The sequence below is a fragment of the Mesorhizobium sp. CO1-1-11 genome (genome assembly GCF_020164995.1).
Lineage (GTDB): Bacteria > Pseudomonadota > Alphaproteobacteria > Rhizobiales > Rhizobiaceae > Mesorhizobium > Mesorhizobium australicum.
Genome location: NZ_JAIUHE010000002.1, coordinates 144,009 through 160,268 on the forward strand (window position 1 = coordinate 144,009; position 16,260 = coordinate 160,268).

General features: G+C 63.5%; 17 protein-coding genes. 8 read left to right on the forward strand and 9 right to left on the reverse strand.

The window, feature by feature from the left end:
- Positions 1-13 precede the first annotated feature (13 nt).
- Genes LB554_RS02680 through LB554_RS02695 form a run of 4 tightly spaced genes read right to left on the reverse strand, consistent with a single transcriptional unit; the run spans position 14 to position 2,565 of the window.
- Positions 14-535, reverse strand: coding sequence for a CoA-binding protein (locus LB554_RS02680; protein WP_224583027.1), 522 nt, complete (start codon positions 533-535; stop codon positions 14-16).
- A complete protein-coding gene (locus LB554_RS02685) occupies positions 532-1,314 on the reverse strand; it encodes an AAA family ATPase (RefSeq protein WP_224583028.1) in 783 nt (260 codons plus the stop codon). The genes LB554_RS02680 and LB554_RS02685 overlap by 4 nt, the downstream gene beginning before the upstream one ends.
- Positions 1,314-1,736 (reverse strand): VOC family protein, encoded by a 423-nt coding sequence (locus tag LB554_RS02690; RefSeq protein ID WP_140717524.1) that lies wholly within the window; start codon positions 1,734-1,736, stop codon positions 1,314-1,316. The genes LB554_RS02685 and LB554_RS02690 overlap by 1 nt, the downstream gene beginning before the upstream one ends.
- 4 nt (positions 1,737-1,740) lie before the next feature.
- The gene (locus LB554_RS02695) at positions 1,741-2,565 is read right to left on the reverse strand and encodes an enoyl-CoA hydratase (protein WP_140717526.1); all 825 of its coding nucleotides are present in this window, start codon (positions 2,563-2,565) and stop codon (positions 1,741-1,743) included.
- A gap of 154 nt (positions 2,566-2,719) precedes the next feature.
- On the opposite strand from LB554_RS02695, the gene LB554_RS02700 reads away from it, so the two are divergent.
- The 3 genes from LB554_RS02700 to rpsI all read left to right on the forward strand — a co-directional run bounded on the left by LB554_RS02700 (position 2,720) and on the right by rpsI (position 4,348).
- Complete coding sequence (locus LB554_RS02700) at positions 2,720-3,184, forward strand: PaaI family thioesterase (protein ID WP_140661962.1); 465 nt, start codon at positions 2,720-2,722, stop codon at positions 3,182-3,184.
- 215 nt (positions 3,185-3,399) lie between these two features.
- Positions 3,400-3,864, forward strand: coding sequence for a 50S ribosomal protein L13 (rplM, locus tag LB554_RS02705; protein WP_010915638.1), 465 nt, complete (start codon positions 3,400-3,402; stop codon positions 3,862-3,864).
- Position 3,865: 1 nt separating this feature from the next.
- Positions 3,866-4,348, forward strand: a complete 483-nt coding sequence (gene rpsI / locus LB554_RS02710; RefSeq protein ID WP_224583029.1) for a 30S ribosomal protein S9 — start codon at positions 3,866-3,868, stop codon at positions 4,346-4,348.
- 67 nt (positions 4,349-4,415) lie between these two features.
- On the opposite strand, the gene LB554_RS02715 is transcribed toward rpsI, so the two are convergent.
- Both LB554_RS02715 and LB554_RS02720 read right to left on the reverse strand, forming a co-directional pair.
- Positions 4,416-5,474 (reverse strand): glycerophosphodiester phosphodiesterase family protein, encoded by a 1,059-nt coding sequence (locus LB554_RS02715; protein WP_224583030.1) that lies wholly within the window; start codon positions 5,472-5,474, stop codon positions 4,416-4,418.
- A 95-nt stretch (positions 5,475-5,569) separates the two neighbouring features.
- The gene (locus tag LB554_RS02720) at positions 5,570-6,778 is read right to left on the reverse strand and encodes an acyltransferase family protein (protein WP_224583031.1); all 1,209 of its coding nucleotides are present in this window, start codon (positions 6,776-6,778) and stop codon (positions 5,570-5,572) included.
- Positions 6,779-6,901: 123 nt separating this feature from the next.
- On the opposite strand from LB554_RS02720, the gene speB reads away from it, so the two are divergent.
- Together speB and argC are read left to right on the forward strand one after the other, a co-directional pair.
- Positions 6,902-7,909 carry an agmatinase gene (speB, locus tag LB554_RS02725; protein ID WP_224583032.1) on the forward strand — a complete coding sequence of 336 codons (1,008 nt, stop codon included), beginning with the start codon at positions 6,902-6,904 and terminating at the stop codon, positions 7,907-7,909.
- A gap of 30 nt (positions 7,910-7,939) precedes the next feature.
- On the forward strand, positions 7,940-8,866 hold the full coding sequence (gene argC, locus LB554_RS02730; RefSeq protein ID WP_224583033.1) for an N-acetyl-gamma-glutamyl-phosphate reductase: 927 nt from the start codon (positions 7,940-7,942) through the stop codon (positions 8,864-8,866).
- A gap of 308 nt (positions 8,867-9,174) precedes the next feature.
- Here argC and LB554_RS02740 read toward each other — a convergent pair whose 3' ends face one another.
- Positions 9,175-10,266, reverse strand: coding sequence for a COX15/CtaA family protein (locus LB554_RS02740; protein WP_224583034.1), 1,092 nt, complete (start codon positions 10,264-10,266; stop codon positions 9,175-9,177).
- Positions 10,267-10,419: 153 nt separating this feature from the next.
- Between LB554_RS02740 and LB554_RS02745 the strand changes: the two genes are divergently transcribed.
- Positions 10,420-10,635: a DUF2842 domain-containing protein gene (locus LB554_RS02745; protein ID WP_015318215.1), complete on the forward strand. Its 216-nt coding sequence runs from the start codon at positions 10,420-10,422 to the stop codon at positions 10,633-10,635.
- 23 nt (positions 10,636-10,658) lie between these two features.
- Here LB554_RS02745 and LB554_RS02750 read toward each other — a convergent pair whose 3' ends face one another.
- Positions 10,659-11,717: a polysaccharide deacetylase family protein gene (locus tag LB554_RS02750; protein ID WP_224583037.1), complete on the reverse strand. Its 1,059-nt coding sequence runs from the start codon at positions 11,715-11,717 to the stop codon at positions 10,659-10,661.
- An 89-nt stretch (positions 11,718-11,806) separates the two neighbouring features.
- Between LB554_RS02750 and LB554_RS02755 the strand changes: the two genes are divergently transcribed.
- Positions 11,807-13,036 carry a GNAT family N-acetyltransferase gene (locus tag LB554_RS02755; protein ID WP_224583039.1) on the forward strand — a complete coding sequence of 410 codons (1,230 nt, stop codon included), beginning with the start codon at positions 11,807-11,809 and terminating at the stop codon, positions 13,034-13,036.
- Positions 13,037-13,116: 80 nt separating this feature from the next.
- Here the strand turns inward: LB554_RS02755 and LB554_RS02760 are convergent, their stop codons facing one another.
- Complete coding sequence (locus LB554_RS02760) at positions 13,117-15,435, reverse strand: GumC family protein (protein WP_140787614.1); 2,319 nt, start codon at positions 15,433-15,435, stop codon at positions 13,117-13,119.
- A gap of 254 nt (positions 15,436-15,689) precedes the next feature.
- Here LB554_RS02760 and LB554_RS02765 point away from each other — a divergent pair, with 254 nt between their 5' ends.
- Entirely contained in the window at positions 15,690-16,253 is a 564-nt protein-coding gene (locus LB554_RS02765; RefSeq protein ID WP_041163468.1) for a polysaccharide biosynthesis/export family protein, read from the forward strand.
- Positions 16,254-16,260 lie beyond the last annotated feature (7 nt).

The following is a 16,260-nucleotide window of genomic DNA, read 5'->3' on the forward strand; positions in this document are numbered from 1 at the left end:
CTCTACGCCGCGTCTATTTCTGGCGCACGCCGAAACTCTGAAAACCCTGGCGCATCAGCGGCTTCTTGGACGACAGCACGCCGGAATTGACGCCGGTCCAGCCGATCTCGCCGGAGAGCTTGCCATATTCGATCTTGGGGCAGCGGTTCATCACCACCTTGATGCCGGCGGCTTCGGCGCGAGCGGCTGCCTCGTCATGGCGCACGCCAAGCTGCATCCAGATGACTTTCGGCAAGGGATCGAGTTGCAACACCTCGTCGACGATCCCTGGGACCGCCGCGGCATTACGGAAAATATCGACCATGTCGATCGGCCCCGGTATGTCGGCCAGCCTGGCATAGGTCATTCGGCCGAGGATTTCCTTGCCGGCCTGGCCAGGATTGATCGGGAACACCGAAAACCCCTTGGCCAGCAGGTATTTCAGGACGAAATAGCTCGGCCTGACATCATTGGCCGACGCCCCGACCATGGCGATCGACTTCACCGAATTGAGGATGCCATCGATATAGGTGTTGTCGTAGCTATCGTGATTCATGTCTCGTCCTCATACAACGCCTCGGCGAGAAAACCATCCGGGTCATTGCTGAAATCGCGCAGCATGCGGAAGTGGTCCGTATCGCGAAAGTCGGCAAGCTCGAGCCCAAAGCGGCTGATGCGGAACAGCTGCGCGCCGGGACAGGCCATCAACAGCGGCGAATGGGTCGCCATGATCACCTGCGCGGTGCCCGATTGGTCCATGCGCCGCAGCATCTTCAGCAATTCGATCTGGCGCATCGGCGAAAGCGCGCTCTCGGGCTCGTCGAGGATATAGATGCCTTGCCTGCGGCAGCGCTCCTCGAAGAAGCGGATGAAGCCTTCGCCATGCGACCAGGACAGGAAATCCGGCGGCGGTGGCTTGAACGGATCTTCCAGCGCTGCCTGGTCGAGGTAGCGGGCCACCGAGTAGAAGGATTCGGCGCGAAAGAACCAGCCGGCGGTGACTTTTGGCAACCAGTGGCCACGGAATGTGTTGGCCAGTGCGGCGCCACTCTCGTCGATGGCGCCGGAATGGTCGACCGGCCGGTAGCCCTTGCCGCCGCCCGCTTCGTCATAGCCGGCCAGCGCGCCGATCGCCTCGAGCAGCGTGGATTTACCGGTGCCGTTCTCGCCGACGATGATGGTGATGGGCGTGGTGAATTCGAGCTCGAACGCGTGGCCGCGAAACAGCGGCAGGTTCCACGGATACTTTTCCCAGTCCGTAACCCGCTCCCGGTCGAGCAAAATCCGTTTGAGGTACGGTGCCTTGAGCCGTGTCAGTTGCTTGCGGTAGGCCATCAATCAGGCAGCGAAATCGTGCCGTCGTCCGCGATCGGAAAGGCCGGGTTATGAGCCACCTCCCAAACATGCCCGTCGGCATCGGCGAAGTACCCATACCAGCCGCCCCAGAAGGCGCGGCCGGCCGGCTTGATGATGCGCCCGCCGGCCTTTTCCGCCTGCGCCAGCACTTCGTCGACCTCGGCATCGGAGCGGGTGTTGTAGGCGAGATAGACGGCCGAGGGCGCCTGGGCGAAGGTGATACCGGAGTCCTCCTCGGCGCTGGGGCGCGGGAACAGGCCGAGGATCGCGCCGCCCATCTGGAAGAAGGCGACACCGTCGGTGATCCCCGCGTGGCGCTTCAGACCCATCGCCTCGTAGAAGCGCACGGCGCGATCCAGATCTTCGGTGGCGATGGTGATGATGGAAATGCGCGGTTCCATGATCCTATTCGTCCGTCCATTCCGGCTTGCGCTTGCCGATGAAAGCGCCGATGCCCTCTTCCGCGTCCCGCGCCAGCATGTTCTCGACCATGACGCGGCCGGTATAGGCATAGGCATCGGCCAAGCCCATCTCGGCCTGCGCGTAAAAAGCTTCCTTGCCGGTCTTGATCACCAAAGAGGATTTGGAAGCAATGGCTTGCGCGTATTTGGTGACAATCTGATTCAGGTACTCGCGCGGCACGACGCGGTTCACGAGGCCGAATTCCTTGGCGGTCGCGGCGTCGATCGTCTCGCCGGTCAAGAGCATCTCCATCGCCTGCTTGCGCGAGACGTTGCGCGACAGCGCAACCATCGGCGTCGAGCAGAACAGGCCGATGTTGACGCCAGGCGTGCAGAAGGTCGCCTCATGCGAGGCGATCGCCAGGTCGCAGCTGGCGACCAATTGCAGGCCGGCGGCTGTCGCCAGGCCGTCCACCTCGGCGATGACAGGCAAGGGATGGCGCACGATCGTCTGCATCAGCATGGCGCAAGCGGCAAAGGTCTCTTCGAAGAAGGCCTTGCCGCGATCGGCATCGGCACGCCGCGCGGTCATTTCCTTGAGGTCGTGACCGGCGCAGAACACCTTGCCGGCCGCCGACAGCACAATAACGCGAACGGCCTTGTCCGCCTTGGCGCGTTCCAACTCCGCCACGAGCGCCGCCATCACCGAAAGCGACAGGGCATTGGCGGGCGGATTGGCGAGCGTCAGGCGCAGCACGCCCTTCTCCCGTCTTGTCGTGACCGGGCCCTCGTCGGCGGCAGCAGGCTTGATGGCAAGGATTTCGGCCATGGCTAAGGTCTCCGCGATTCCGGTGGTGCCGGCAGAGTATCTAATATCGGATCGGGTTTCGTCCAACACCCATCGCTTGCGCCAGCATGATGTATATGTTGCCAGAAACACCCGGCTGCGCCCATACAGGCTTGGCGCAGAACGAGAGACCGATATGCCCGCCCAGACCAACCTCAAGCCGGTGCTGACCGCAACGCAGATCAATTTGTTAATGGAAACCGTCTTTCCCCAACTCAACGAGAGTGCCGCCGCCTACGAGGCGATCGACGTGTTTCCAGGCGGCTGCATCGTACGGCTCAATGCCGGTGAACGGCATTTGCGTCCCGGCGGCACGGTGTCCGGCCCTGCCCTGTTCACGCTGGCCGACATTGGCGGCTATGTCTGCGTGCTCAGCCATGCCGGGCCGGATGCGCTCTCGGTCACCACCAACCTCAACATAAATTTCGTGCGTAAGGCCGAGGCCGGGCCGATCGATGGCCATTGCCGCATCCTGAAGCTCGGCAAGAGCCTGATGGTGTTCGACATTGACATCGTCGCCGGCCCGGAAGGACACACGATCGCGCATGCCACGGGCACCTACTCGATCCCGCCGCAGCGCGCCGCCAATGTGGTAAAATAATACCTTTAGTCCAACATGCTGTTTCTACAGCCTTTTCCGCGCTACAGGACTTTTCCGCTACCTTGACGCAGTTACTCCGCTCGCCTATAAGCCTTCACGAAGCAGCGGCCCGCAAAGGCCGCCGTTTTGTTATTGGCTGATGACAAGCGTCTTTCGCCAATCCAAGCAACAAGAAACGCCTTCACTCCCGAAGGTCAGAACCGAGAGCAGAAAACATGACAACCTTTTCGCAGAAGCCTGCGGATGTGGTGAAGAAGTGGATCCTGATCGACGCCGAGGGTCTCGTCGTCGGCCGTCTCGCCACTGTCATCGCCAATCATCTTCGCGGCAAGCACAAGCCGACCTTCACCCCGCATGTCGACGACGGCGACAATGTCATCGTCATCAATGCCGACAAGGTGGTATTCACCGGCAAGAAGTTCACCGACAAGGTCTATTACTGGCACACCGGCCACCCCGGCGGCATCAAGGAGCGCACCGCGCGTCAGCTGCTCGAGGGCCGTTTCCCCGAGCGTGTCGTCGAGAAGGCCGTTGAGCGCATGGTTCCGCGTGGCCCGCTCGGCCGCCGCCAGATGAAGAACCTGCGCGTCTATGCAGGTGCCGAGCATCCGCATGTCGCCCAGCAGCCAGAAGTCCTCGACGTGGCCAAGCTGAATTCCAAGAACAAGAAGGTCGCATAAGATGGCTGAGCTTTCCTCGCTCGCAGAACTGGGCGCCGCCACCGGCAACACCAACACGCAGGCCGCCGCCCCCGTCCACGTCCAGAAGCTCGACAAGTCGGGCCGCGCCTACGCCACCGGCAAGCGCAAGAACGCCATCGCGCGCGTCTGGGTGAAGCCGGGTTCCGGCAAGATCGTCGTCAACGACAAGGAATTCGCGAACTATTTCGCGCGTCCGGTCCTGCAGATGATCCTCAACCAGCCGATCATCGCGTCCAACCGCTCGGGCCAGTACGACATCATCGCCACCGTCGTCGGCGGCGGGCTTTCCGGCCAGGCCGGCGCGGTGCGTCACGGCATCTCGAAGGCGCTGACCTATTACGAGCCGGCGTTGCGCGCCGTGCTCAAGAAGGGCGGCTTCCTGACCCGCGACAGCCGCGTCGTCGAGCGCAAGAAGTACGGCAAGGCAAAGGCTCGCCGTTCCTTCCAGTTCTCGAAGCGCTAACCGTTTCGAATTTTCGGACAATCGAAAAGGCCGCCTCCGAGCGGCCTTTTTGCTTGGACGCGGCGGATCAATTGATGCTGGCGGTCGCGGCTGGCTCGATGCGTTCGCTCGTGCCGGCATAGGGCACCCGATAACCATTCGCCGCCAGCCAGCCGATCGCCGCTTTCGGCTCGTCGGTCTGGATGATGGTGGCGCCACGATCGGCCCAGAAGCCCCAGGCTTCGCGCGGCAAGCTGGCCTGGACCGCCAGTTCGTCGCCACGGCCGCCGGCGAGGAAGCCGCCTGGCTTGTTGACGATGGCATAGGTGTCGGCCCAGATGTGCCAGTCGCCCCTTACCGCCTCGGCGCGCATGCGCGTGCTGAACAGCGGCCCGCCGGTTTCGGTCAGCGTCTCGGCGCCCGCCCGCCAGTTGATCAGTTCGATCGCGCGCGGCGCGAAGACGTGGTCGACCGTCGAGGCGAAGCCCGCATCATGGACCGCGTCATCGGCGATGATCGGCATGAACTGGAAGCCACCGCCTGCGGCAGTCATGGCCGCCTTCACCGTGCTGATCCTGTTCTGGTTCCAAAGGTTTTCCTTGACGATGACTTGCTCGGCCATGCCGAGGTCGCGCGCCACCGCGATCATGCCCGGGAGGTCGCCGACCTCGAGCTTGTTGTCGAGATTGATGAGGATTCTGTCCCGTGTCGCCATCAGCATCTCGCGCAATGTCGAGACGGTCTCGTTGGTGACGGCATGGGTGCCCTCGATCACCAGCCGGCATCTCTTCAACTCGGCCAGCGTGTAGTTGATGACCTCGCCCTTGCAGGTCGTCGTGCGGTCGAGCCAGCTGTCATGCATGACGATGAACGCGCCGTCCTTCGAGCGCCGGATGTCGACCTCGACGATTTCGGCGCCGATCGCGATCGAGCCCTCCACGGCGGCAAGCGAGTTTTCCGCATAGAGCGTCTTGCCGGCCTGCATGCTGCCGGCGCGATGGGCGGCCACCATGACATGGTCGCGCCACTGGTTGGCATGTTCGAAGCGGTCGAGGATCTGCCTGGCGCGGGTTTCGCCGGCCATTGACTGGCTGGCGGAAGCCGCCAGCGTGACGGAAAGCAGAAGGCTCGGCCAGAAGGTCTGCATCGAGAATCGCTCCATTCCGGATCGAGCCGGGAATAGGCGATGCCCGTGACATCTGGGTGAACGAAGCCGGCTAGCGGTTGCCGCGATATCTCGCCTCAGATGCGTTTCGACAGCCGGCGGAACCAGGCCATCGCAGGCATCTCGACGAAACGCCAGGTGATCCAAGAGACACCTATGGTGGTAAGAAGCATGACGACGATCGCCACGGTCCCCGTCCAGCCGGCGCCAAAGCCGGTCGCGGGCTCGCCACGCAGTACGATGTCGCCAACCAGGCCGAGGCCGAGTTTGCGCTCGACCAGCCCGGCGACATTGATCAGGCGCGCCTGAACGAAGATGTGGACCATGTAGATCGAATAGGACAGCGCGCCGAGCGTCAGCATCAACGGCGTCCTCAGCAACGCGCTGATCCAGCCGCCTTCATGGGCGAAGAGAAACAGCGCCAAGGCGAACACCAGGGGCGCGGCGATGCCGGCGTCATTGTCGCCCGCCAGCGAGACAAAGAGAGCGATGACGACCACCATGACGATTTCGGCAACAGTCCAGCTCATCCTCGGGCCGTTTGCGGCCAGAACCTGTCGCGCTCCTGCAATGGAATCATGCTGAAACCAGGCCAGCAGGGCGCCCAGCGAGAAGCCGTAGAGGCAGCGGATGAAGCCGAAATCATAGGACACATCCATATGATGCGTGGAGAAGCCGAGCAGGAACAGCGGCGCGGTGACAGCGGCGGCGACCAACCATATCCAGGCGCGCGCGCCGGCGATGAAGAGCACGCCGGCAAACAGGAGATAGGCAAAGAACTCGGCCGAGATGCTCCAGCTCGGGGCGTTCCAGGTCAACCGATCCTCGAAGCCGACACCTTGCAGCAAAAGGAGATTGGCAGCCAAGCTCCTGAGGTCGAAGCCACCGGTGAAAGGAGCAGCACCCGTGCCATGCAGCTGCGGCAGCACGAGCCGCAGCAGCTCGAAGGCGGCAAAGGCGGCAATCATGACCAGATGCAGCGGATAGATGCGGCCGAAACGGACTAGCACGAAGCGGCAGACCTCCTGAGTGCGGCCGAGCCGATCGGCATAGCTGGAGGCGATGACGAAGCCGGAAAGGACGAAGAAGAAGTCGACGAAGAGATAGGACGAACCGATGAAGCTGCTCTGCGAGATCGTCGAGGCGGTCGGGAAATGAAACAGCGCCACCAGCAACGCGCAGATGCCGCGCCACGAATCGAGAACCCGGAACCGATCGCCGGCGATCGTACCGGTGTGGGTCGACACCACGGCATCCGACGGATTAAGAAACGCGGTCTGCGTCATGATGATACAAGTCCTGTCTTGCCGTGGCACCCGGGCGGCGCGGTTTCGTCTCCCCAAGCCGTGACTGGCATCTTCCATGCCGGTTCTGTAGTTGTTGCACCCCGATGAAAACGAGGACCCGTAATGGCGACCAACACCATCGACCATGCCTTCACCGCCCGCTCCAAAACGGGTGGTGCCCTCGAGCCGACCTACTCCGGCGCGCTGTCTTTCATGCGGCGCAAATACACCAAGGACGTGAAGGGCGCGGATGCGGTGGTGTGGGGCATTCCCTTCGACGCCGCCGTCACCAACCGACCGGGCGCCCGGTTTGGGCCGCAGGCGATCCGCCGCGCCTCCGCGATCCTCGACAACGACCCGCAATACCCGTTCTCGCGCGATCTGTTCGAACACCTTGCCGTGGTCGATTATGGCGATTGCCTGCTCGATTCGGGCAACCATCAGAAGACGCCCGGCACGATCGAGCGCGAGGCGGCCAAGATCCTGAAATCGGGCGCCTTCCTGCTGACGCTCGGCGGCGACCATTTCGTCACCTGGCCGCTGCTCAAGGCGCACGCCGCCATCCACGGACCGCTGGCCTTGGTGCAGTTCGACGCCCATCAGGACACATGGCCCGATGACGGCAAGCGCATCGACCATGGTTCCTTCGTCGGCCGCGCGGTCAAGGAAGGCATCATCGATCCCGATCGCTCGATCCAGATCGGCATTCGCACCCATGCGCCCGACACATTCGGCATCAAGATTCTCCATGGTCATGAAATCGAGGAAATGCGCGCCTCCGACATCGCCTACGCGATCGTCGATCGCACCGGTGGCAAGAAGACGTATCTGACCTTCGACATCGACTGCCTGGATCCGGCCTATGCGCCGGGAACCGGCACGCCGGTTTCGGGTGGCCCGTCGTCGGCGAAGGTCCTGTCGACGCTGCGCCAGCTGAACCAGGTCGATATTGTCGGGGCCGATGTCGTGGAGGTTGCGCCGGCCTACGATCACGCCGATATAACGGCGATCGCCGGCTCGATGGTGGCCATGCAATATCTTGGCCTGCTGGCCGAGCGAAAGGCCCGGCTCGAGGAGCTGAACAACGGCAACCACAATGGCGCCACGGTCAATCATGGCAACGGCATATAGTTTTGAGATATCAGGGAATTTGATCAGGCAATGAAACCGAAAATCTTCATCGATGGCGAGCACGGCACCACCGGCCTCCAGATCCGAGCGCTGCTTGCCGAGCGCGGCGATCTGGAGATCATTTCCATCCCGGTCGAGCGCCGCAAGGAAACGGCCGCGCGCGCCGAATTCCTCAACGCCGCCGATATCGCGATCCTATGCCTGCCCGACGATGCGGCCAAGGAAAGCGTCTCGCTGATCGCCAACGAAACCACCAAGGTCATCGATGCGTCCACCGCGCATCGCGTGGCCGAAGGCTGGGAGTATGGCTTCGCCGAACTGGACAAGGAGCAGGCGAAAAAGATCGCCACGGCCAAGCGCGTCGCCAATCCCGGCTGCTGGCCGCAGGGGCCGATCGCAACGCTCAGGCCACTGGTCACCGCAGGCCTGCTGCCGGCCAGCTTCCCGATCGCGGTCAACGGCATTACGGGCTATTCGGGCGGCGGGCGGCCGATGATCGAGGACTACGTCGCCAAGGGCGAGGACGCTTCGGAGTTCCTGCCCTATGGCCTGACCCTGCAGCACAAGCACGTGCCGGAATTGAAGGCCTATGCGAAGCTGTCGCATGATCCGATTATGCAGCCGGCGGTGGGCAATTTCGCGCAAGGCATGATCACGGTGGTGCCGTTGCAGCTCGGTGGCCTCGACCGCGTGCCGACGGGTGCCGAACTTCACGCCGCCATTGCGGACCATTTCGCCGCGATCCAGGGCGGCGTGGTCGAGGTGGCGCCCTATGCACATCTGGAACGCGTGCCTGACATCGATCCGGAGATCTACAACGGCACCAACCGCATGAAGGTCTATGTCTTTGCCAACGACAGCAGAGCCCAGGCGCTGCTGCTGGCGGTCTACGACAATCTCGGCAAGGGCGCTTCGGGTGCGGCCGTCCAGAACATGGACCTGATGCTCGGTCTCTGATGGATGCACCAGCCTTTCCAGCGCGCTGGAAGGTCAGCGAACCGGAACTCATGGCCGAGACCTTTTCGAGCGGCATCTGGAAGGTGCGGCTCGAGGACGGCTCCCCAGACCGCCAGGTGCATATCGCCGTCGCCCAGGCCAGGCTCGATGCGCTCAAGGCCGCTGACAGGGTTGCCAAGGCAAATCAGGACCAGGCGGCCAGGCCGACCAGGACAAATCGGCACCATCCGCCGCCGCACTGCGTCAGGCTGAATTCGACGGCGAGAAGACGACCCAGTCGAACGAATTCTGGATGTGATCGGCTGCACTCAACGTCCGACGGCAATCTCGTTGGGTAAGGGATAGGCGCCCTTGGTGCCGCGCCAATGCGCGGCGGCAAAGCCCAGCACGACGAGCGCGAAAGCCTGATGGGTCAGCGCCATGTGCAGTGGCACCTGCATCAGCAGCGTACCAATACCGATCGAAGCCTGCACCAGCACCAGCACGAACAACAGTGTCGCGCGTCGCGCATGCGTTGAGCCGGGCAGACGCAGACGCGTGGCGATCATGTGCCAGAGCGCGACGGCGAAGACCGTATAGGCGCCAAGCCGATGGATGAACTGCACCGTTTTCGGACTTTCGAAGAAATTGCGCCACGCCGGCTCGAGGACGAGCAGATCGCCGGGGATGATCCGGCCGTCCATCAGCGGCCAGGTGTTGTAGCTCATGCCGGCGTCGAGACCGGCAACCAGGCCGCCGAGATAGATCTGGACCAGCGCCAGAAGCACAACGAAACCAGCCAGACGCTGCGTCGAGCGATCGGCAGCGGGTTCGGAATGCGGCGCCAGGCCACGCGCGACGACCATGGTCGCGGTAAAGATAAGTGCCGCCAGCGTGAGATGCGTCGCCAGCCTGTACTGGCTCACCGACACGCGGTCGACCAGGCCGGACGCCACCATCCACCAGCCGATGGCCCCCTGCAGGCCGCCGAGAAGCAGGATGCCGACCAGTTTCGGCCCAAGGCCGCGCTCGATGCGACGCGTCGCCCAGAAGACCAGCAGCGGCAAGGCAAAGACCAGGCCGACGCTGCGCGCCAGCAGGCGATGCGCCCATTCCCACCAGAAGATCGACTTGAACGCCTCGACGCTCATGCCCTTGTTGAGTTCGGCGTATTGCGGGATCTGTTGATAGCGCTTGAATTCCTCCTGCCACTCGGCGTCGTTGAGCGGCGGGACGACGCCATGGATCGGCTGCCATTCGGTGATCGAAAGGCCGGATTCGGTCAACCGCGTGGCGCCGCCAACCAGCACCAGCGCGAACAGCACCAGGAGCACGACGTAGAGCCAGCCGCGCACGAGTGCCCGGTTGTGCAGGTCGCGGTCGCGGGCCTGATAGGGCGCGGCGGCGGTGATGGCGGCCATGGATATGTCCCGGCAGGTTGAATGTCGCGGATTGGTGAACCATCGCACTCCTGCTGGCAAGGCCGCGCAGCGCGGCACGCCGTCGCGCCCGGTGTCGTGGGTTGCGCGTGCCTTGCGTTCGGCCTAAGCGGTAGCCATCAACGAGGCCAAGACATGCCCATTCGCCTGAAAAAACTGATCGGAATGTTCCTGCTGTTGGCGCTGGTCATCATCTACGCGCTGGTCGCCTCGATCTTCGCCGTCGCCCGCCTGTCGGAATCGGGCGCACTGGTGCAATTCCTGTTCTTCCTCGTCAGCGGCCTGCTCTGGGTGCTGCCGGCAATGGGCATCATCAAATGGCTGATGCTGGAGCCGCGGACTAAGCGCTGAGCCCTGCGCGGTCCGGCCGTACGTCAAACGGTAACGAGCATCTTGCCGGCATTGGCGAGCGGGGTCGTCACGCCCGACAGCATGGTGCGGATGTGGGCGAGGCTCTGGTAGCGGCCATTGACCGAAATGCGCGGCAAGGCATGCAGGAAGCCGGCATGTTCGGCGCGCAGCACGCCGTGGCGGGTGGTCACGGCTGAGGCATAGCCGGCGTCGCGCGCAAAGCCCACTTCGCGGCAGCCGACGGCGCTGGCATAGCCATAGGGATAGGCGAAATGGCGCGGCTCCTCGCCAAGCCCGGTCCGCAGCATGTCCTTGACGGCGCCGATCTCGCGCCGCGCATCGGCCTCGGAAAGCCGCTTCAGGTTGCTGTGGTTGATCGTGTGGGCGCCTATCGCCACCAGAGGGTGCGCGGCGACGGTGCGGATCTCATCCCAGGTCATCAGCGTGCGCAGGCGCGGGGCGTCGGCGTCGACACCATGCGACGCGGCGAGACCGCGCAGCACGCTCCGCAGGTCTTCCTCGCGGACCTCGCTGGTGAAATAGGCATGCAGGCGGGCGATGGCCTGATGTTTCCTGGCGGGGGTCCCGCAATCGATCACCGCAGGGCCGTTCGATGTGGCGAGGGTCAGGCGGTCGCATGCATTGACGATATCCTCCACCACATCCCACCAAAGGTGGGCGGAGCCATCGATCAGCCCGGGCGCCACATAGATGGTAAGCGGCGCGCCATGCTTTTCCAGCACCGGCAGGGCCTCGGTCATGTTGTCGCGATAGGCATCGTCGGCGGTGATGGTGGCGAACCGGCCGCCCTTGCCGCCTGCCTTGATACGCTCCACCGCTTCATCCATCGAAACGAAGGCATAGCCGCCCGCTTTCATGTCGGCGATCACGGCATCGAGGAAACTGGGCGCGATGTTGAGGTGTCGGTTGACGCTCTCGGGCTTTTCGGGGGTCGCCGTCACGCGATGCAGCATCAGGATGGCGCCGATGCCGCCGACAAACGGCCTGGCCAGCGGTGCGAGGCCGGTATAACGGGCGACGTTGAGCGCCAGTTTCCGGATTGCCTCCCCACCGTCGATCATTCATTCACCTTTTGCGCCTAGGCTAACCAAGCACGGAATACGCCCGAGCGCCCCCCAAATCGGGATCAATACGCCTTAAGGATTGAGGTATGGTTGACGCAACCGCGTCATTTGATGGCAAGCGGCTCGCGGCGAGCCAGGCCTCGCCACGCACACTACCCAGAAATGCCGCGGCGCCGTTGGTTTCCATTGCCGCCGCCGAGGGGCTCGCGGCATATGCGACGTTCTGTCGTTCGGCACTCTGTGCTCCAGCGCAAAGTGCGGCATGGGTGTTGAACTGGGCCGCCGAGGTCAGGCCCGACCTGCTCATTGCCACGCTGGAACTGGAGGGCAAGCCGGCCTTCGCACTGGCGTTGGAGGTGGTCAAGCGCGGCCCGTTGCGGGTCGCCCAGTTCATGGGCGGCCGCCACGCCAATGGCAATTTCTGCGCCGCCGAACCGCAATGGCTGGCCAGCGGCGACCTCACAGCCATCCAGTCGATGCTCGCGGCGATCGCCAGATTCCGGCCCGATATCGATCTCATCGCGCTGGAAAGATTGCTGCCCGATCTCGACGGCACCGCCAATCCGCTGGCATCGCTCGATCACTTCGCCAGCCCCAATCTTTCACTGGCCGTCGATCTCAGCGGCGGATTCGATGCGCTGCTGCTGCGTGCCAGCGGCAAGCGCAAACGCAAGAAGCATCGTTCGCAGACACGCAAGTTCGAGGCTGTCGGTAGCTACCGGCGCATCGAGGCGAGCAGTGCCGACGACGTGGAGAGGCTGCTCGACGCGTTCTTCGATATGAAGGAACAGCGCTTCCGCAAGATGGGCATCGCCAACGTCTTCGGTGACGACCAGACACGCGCCTTCTTCCGGGGGCTGTTCAAGCAAGCACTTGGCGAGGACAAGCCTTGCTTCGTGCTGCACGGGCTGGAAGTAGCCGGCAAGCTGCGCGCCGTCACCGGAGCGAGCCGCTCGGGCAGCCGGCTGATCTGCGAGTTCGGAGCGATCGCCGAGGATGATCTTGCCCACACCAGCCCGGGGGACTTCCTGTTCTTCGACAACATCCAGGATGCCTGCCGGAGCGGGTTCGCGGTTTATGATTTCTCCGTCGGAGACGAACCTTACAAGCGGCTATGGTGCGATATCGAAACCCGGCATTTCGAGGTCCTCGTCCCGCTGACGCTCAAGGGCCGTGCGCTGGGACAGGCGCTTCGGCAGGGCGCGCGGCTGAAGGCCTTTGTCAAGAACAGCCCGACAATCTGGAAGCTCACCAAGCTGCTGCGCCGCAAGGCCGTTGGACAGACAGCGCCCGTGCCCACGGAAGACGAAAACTAGCCCCAATACGCCAACAGGATATTCGATGTGACGACGCAGGAACTCGAATAGACCTGATGGGCCTCTGAACAGCTGTTATCTCAAGCAGCCGAACGCCGCCCCGGCACCGGATTGCCTGGCGGCTCGTGGCCGAGCGGCGTCACCAGCGTCAGGTCGGGATAGCCGCTCTCGATCAGCTTGACCGCGGCCTGCGTCACCTCGTCGTCGGCCTCCAGCATGGACAAGAACACCTCGGTGGCCTCGCCGCCCAAACGGCTGATGCCTTGTGCATCGGCCGGCCCGCACTCGACCACCACCAGATCGTAGGCTGTTGTCAACGACTGCATGATGATCGGCAGCCGATCGGCGGCACGCATGGCACGGACGGGATCGGCCGTGCCGACGGGGATGACATGGCAGTCGGAATAGAGGTCGCCATGGATCACGTCGCTGAACTGCGCCTGCGACGCCAGCAGATTGGTGATGCCCGGGAAAAGCCCGCTGTCCAGCATCGGGCGCGAGGCAGCCCCTGAGGCAGTGAGGTCGAGCAGCAGGACGCGCAGTCCGGCGTCGGAAACCTCGCGCGCCACCAGGATCGCCGACGCCGCCGCTTCATCGCCCTCGGGGGAAACGAATATGGCGCGCGCGGCCCCGCTGGCGATCAGCTTCTCGGCTGCCTTCTCGACGTCGATCTCGCCGAGCACGGAGCGCGGCCGCCGAACCTCCACGGGTTCCGGCTCAGCCATGGGCTCAGGCTCTGCCACGGGTCCAGATTTGGTCAAGGATTCGGATTTGGCCAACGGTTCAGGCTCGGCGATAGGCTCCGCTTTGGCGACGGGCTCGAACTCGGCGGCAGACCGCGGCTGCGCCGGAGTTTCCGTGACCGTTTCGGGCCATGATACGTCGGCGGTGCGAGTGGCGCGCTCAGTGGCGACAGCCGGTTCGAGGCGGGTGGACGGCTCCTGATAGGCGGCCGGCGGCATCGTCACCTCGTCGATCGGCTCAAATCGCGCGCCCCTGGCTGGGCGCATGGCACGGCCCGAGAAAAGCTCCCGCAGCAGCGTGAACACGGCCGCCAGCAGAAGGGAAGCCGCGGCGGCAGCACCGACGATCGGCCCGACCTTGGGGAAGTATGGCTCTGCGGGGACCGAAGCCGGTGAGGCGATGCGGGCGTCGACCGGGATATAGTTGCGATCCTGACGCGACGCCGCCTCGCGATAATTGGTCAGGTAGAGTTCGAGCTGCTGGCGCTTGGCGGCGGCATCGCGCTGCAGCGCGTCGAGACCGACCTGCTGCTCACCGGCCTGCGCCGAAGCAGCCTTGAGCGTGTTGACGTCGGCGACGAGCTGGCTTTCGCGCGCCTTGGCGGCATCGGCCTGCATCGCCAAGCCCTTCATGATCTTCTGGGCTTCGCTGCGGATCTGCGCGTCGAGATCGGCCAGTTGCGATTTGGCCGCGCGAACACGCGGATGATTGTCGAGCAGCGTCGTCGACAGATCGGCGATGTTGGCGCGCAGCTCGACCTGGCGCTCCCGCAAGCGCTGGATCAGATCGGAAGACAGCACTTCCGGCAGCGAATCCAGCGATCCGCCGTTCTGCAGCGCCTTGCGCACGCTCTCGGCCGTGCCTTCGGCCGCGGCCCGGTTGGCCCGCACCCGCGACAACTCGGTCGACAGTTCGGCCAATTGCTGGGTGGCCAGGGTGGAATTGTTGCCGCCCATCAGGAGGTCGGACTGGGAGCGGTAAGCCGCGACCTTGGCTTCGGCATCCCTGACCTGCTTGGACAGGTCGGCGATCTCGGGCGCCAGGAAGTCGGCGGCGGCGGTGTTCGATTCGCTCTTAGCCGCGCCCTGCCCCGCAATGTACGCGGCGGCAATGGCATCGGGGATGGCGGCCGCGAGCTTCGGATCTTCCGAGGAGAACTCGATGGCAATGATGCGTGTCTTTTCAACGCCGTAGACGTTGAGCTTCTCGCGCATCTTCTTCAGGACACGTTCATCGGCCGGAACATCCATCGGGTCGTTCTTAAGGCCAAGCAGGATCAGCACGCGACTCAGCGACGACATGTTGATCGTCTCGTCAAACTCGGGCAGTCGCGACAGGCCGAGCTTCTGCGCGACCTGCTTGAGGATCTCGTTGGACGAAATTATCTGGACCTGGGTAGCAACGCCCTGCTCGTCGAGGATCGGCTTGTCGCTGTCTGGATTGCTGCTGGCGGGCCGCGTGTAGACCGATTCTCGCGGGGCGATCTCCACCTGCGTCTGGGCCTTGTAATGGCGGGTCGCGAACGACGCAGCCACGAATGCAAGCCCCGTCACCACCAGAACGAAGACCAGAATCCGCAGCCAGTTGCGTCCCAGGCTGGCGAAGAGCTGCCTAAGATCAACGTCGACGTCTGCGGCCGCGGATTGAACGGACATGCATCCCTACTCCGAAACTGGATCAGCATGCACCGTAAACAACTATGGTAACCCAGCCGTTAAGATCACGGTAAGCTTCCGTTAGGATTTTGCCGGGGCCGACAAAAAAATCGATAAAATAGCAAAACCTTGCCTGCTAAAACGCTATTGGCGCGCTCCTTTACCGGCCATTAACCCTAACAGGATGATAACGGACCCGATCCCAGATGTTTGCTGCGACATCGCAGCGGCCAGTCGAAGGTACCTGTCCGGTCATGAAAAGCACTGCTTCCCTGTTTCGCGCACTGCTTGCCGTTTCGATGCTCGCCGGCTGTTCCAGCTACCGGCCGACGCCGGCCGCCTTCCACGAGGTCCTCGAACAGCCCTATCGCCTCGGCGCAGGCGACCGGGTCCGCGTCACTGTGTTCGAACAGGAGGGCCTGACCAACAGCTACAGCGTCGACCAGTCCGGTTATATCTCCTTCCCGCTCGTCGGCGCCATACCGGCACGGGGCCATACCGCGCAGCAGATGGAAAAGGAGATCGCCGACAAATTGCGGCAGGGCTATCTGCGCGACCCCGACGTCTCGGTCGAGATCGATCGTTACCGGCCGATCTTCGTCATGGGCGAAGTGGGCGCCGCCGGCCAGTATTCCTACGTGCCCGGCCTGACGGTGCAGAAGGCCATCGCCATTGCCGGGGGCTTCACGCCACGCGCCAACCAGGAGAGCGTCGACATCACCCGCGATATCAACGGCAAGGTGATAACCGGCCGTGTGGTCACCTCCGATCCCCTGCTGCCGGGAGATACCGTCTACGTCCGTGAACGTCTGTTCTGACAGACAC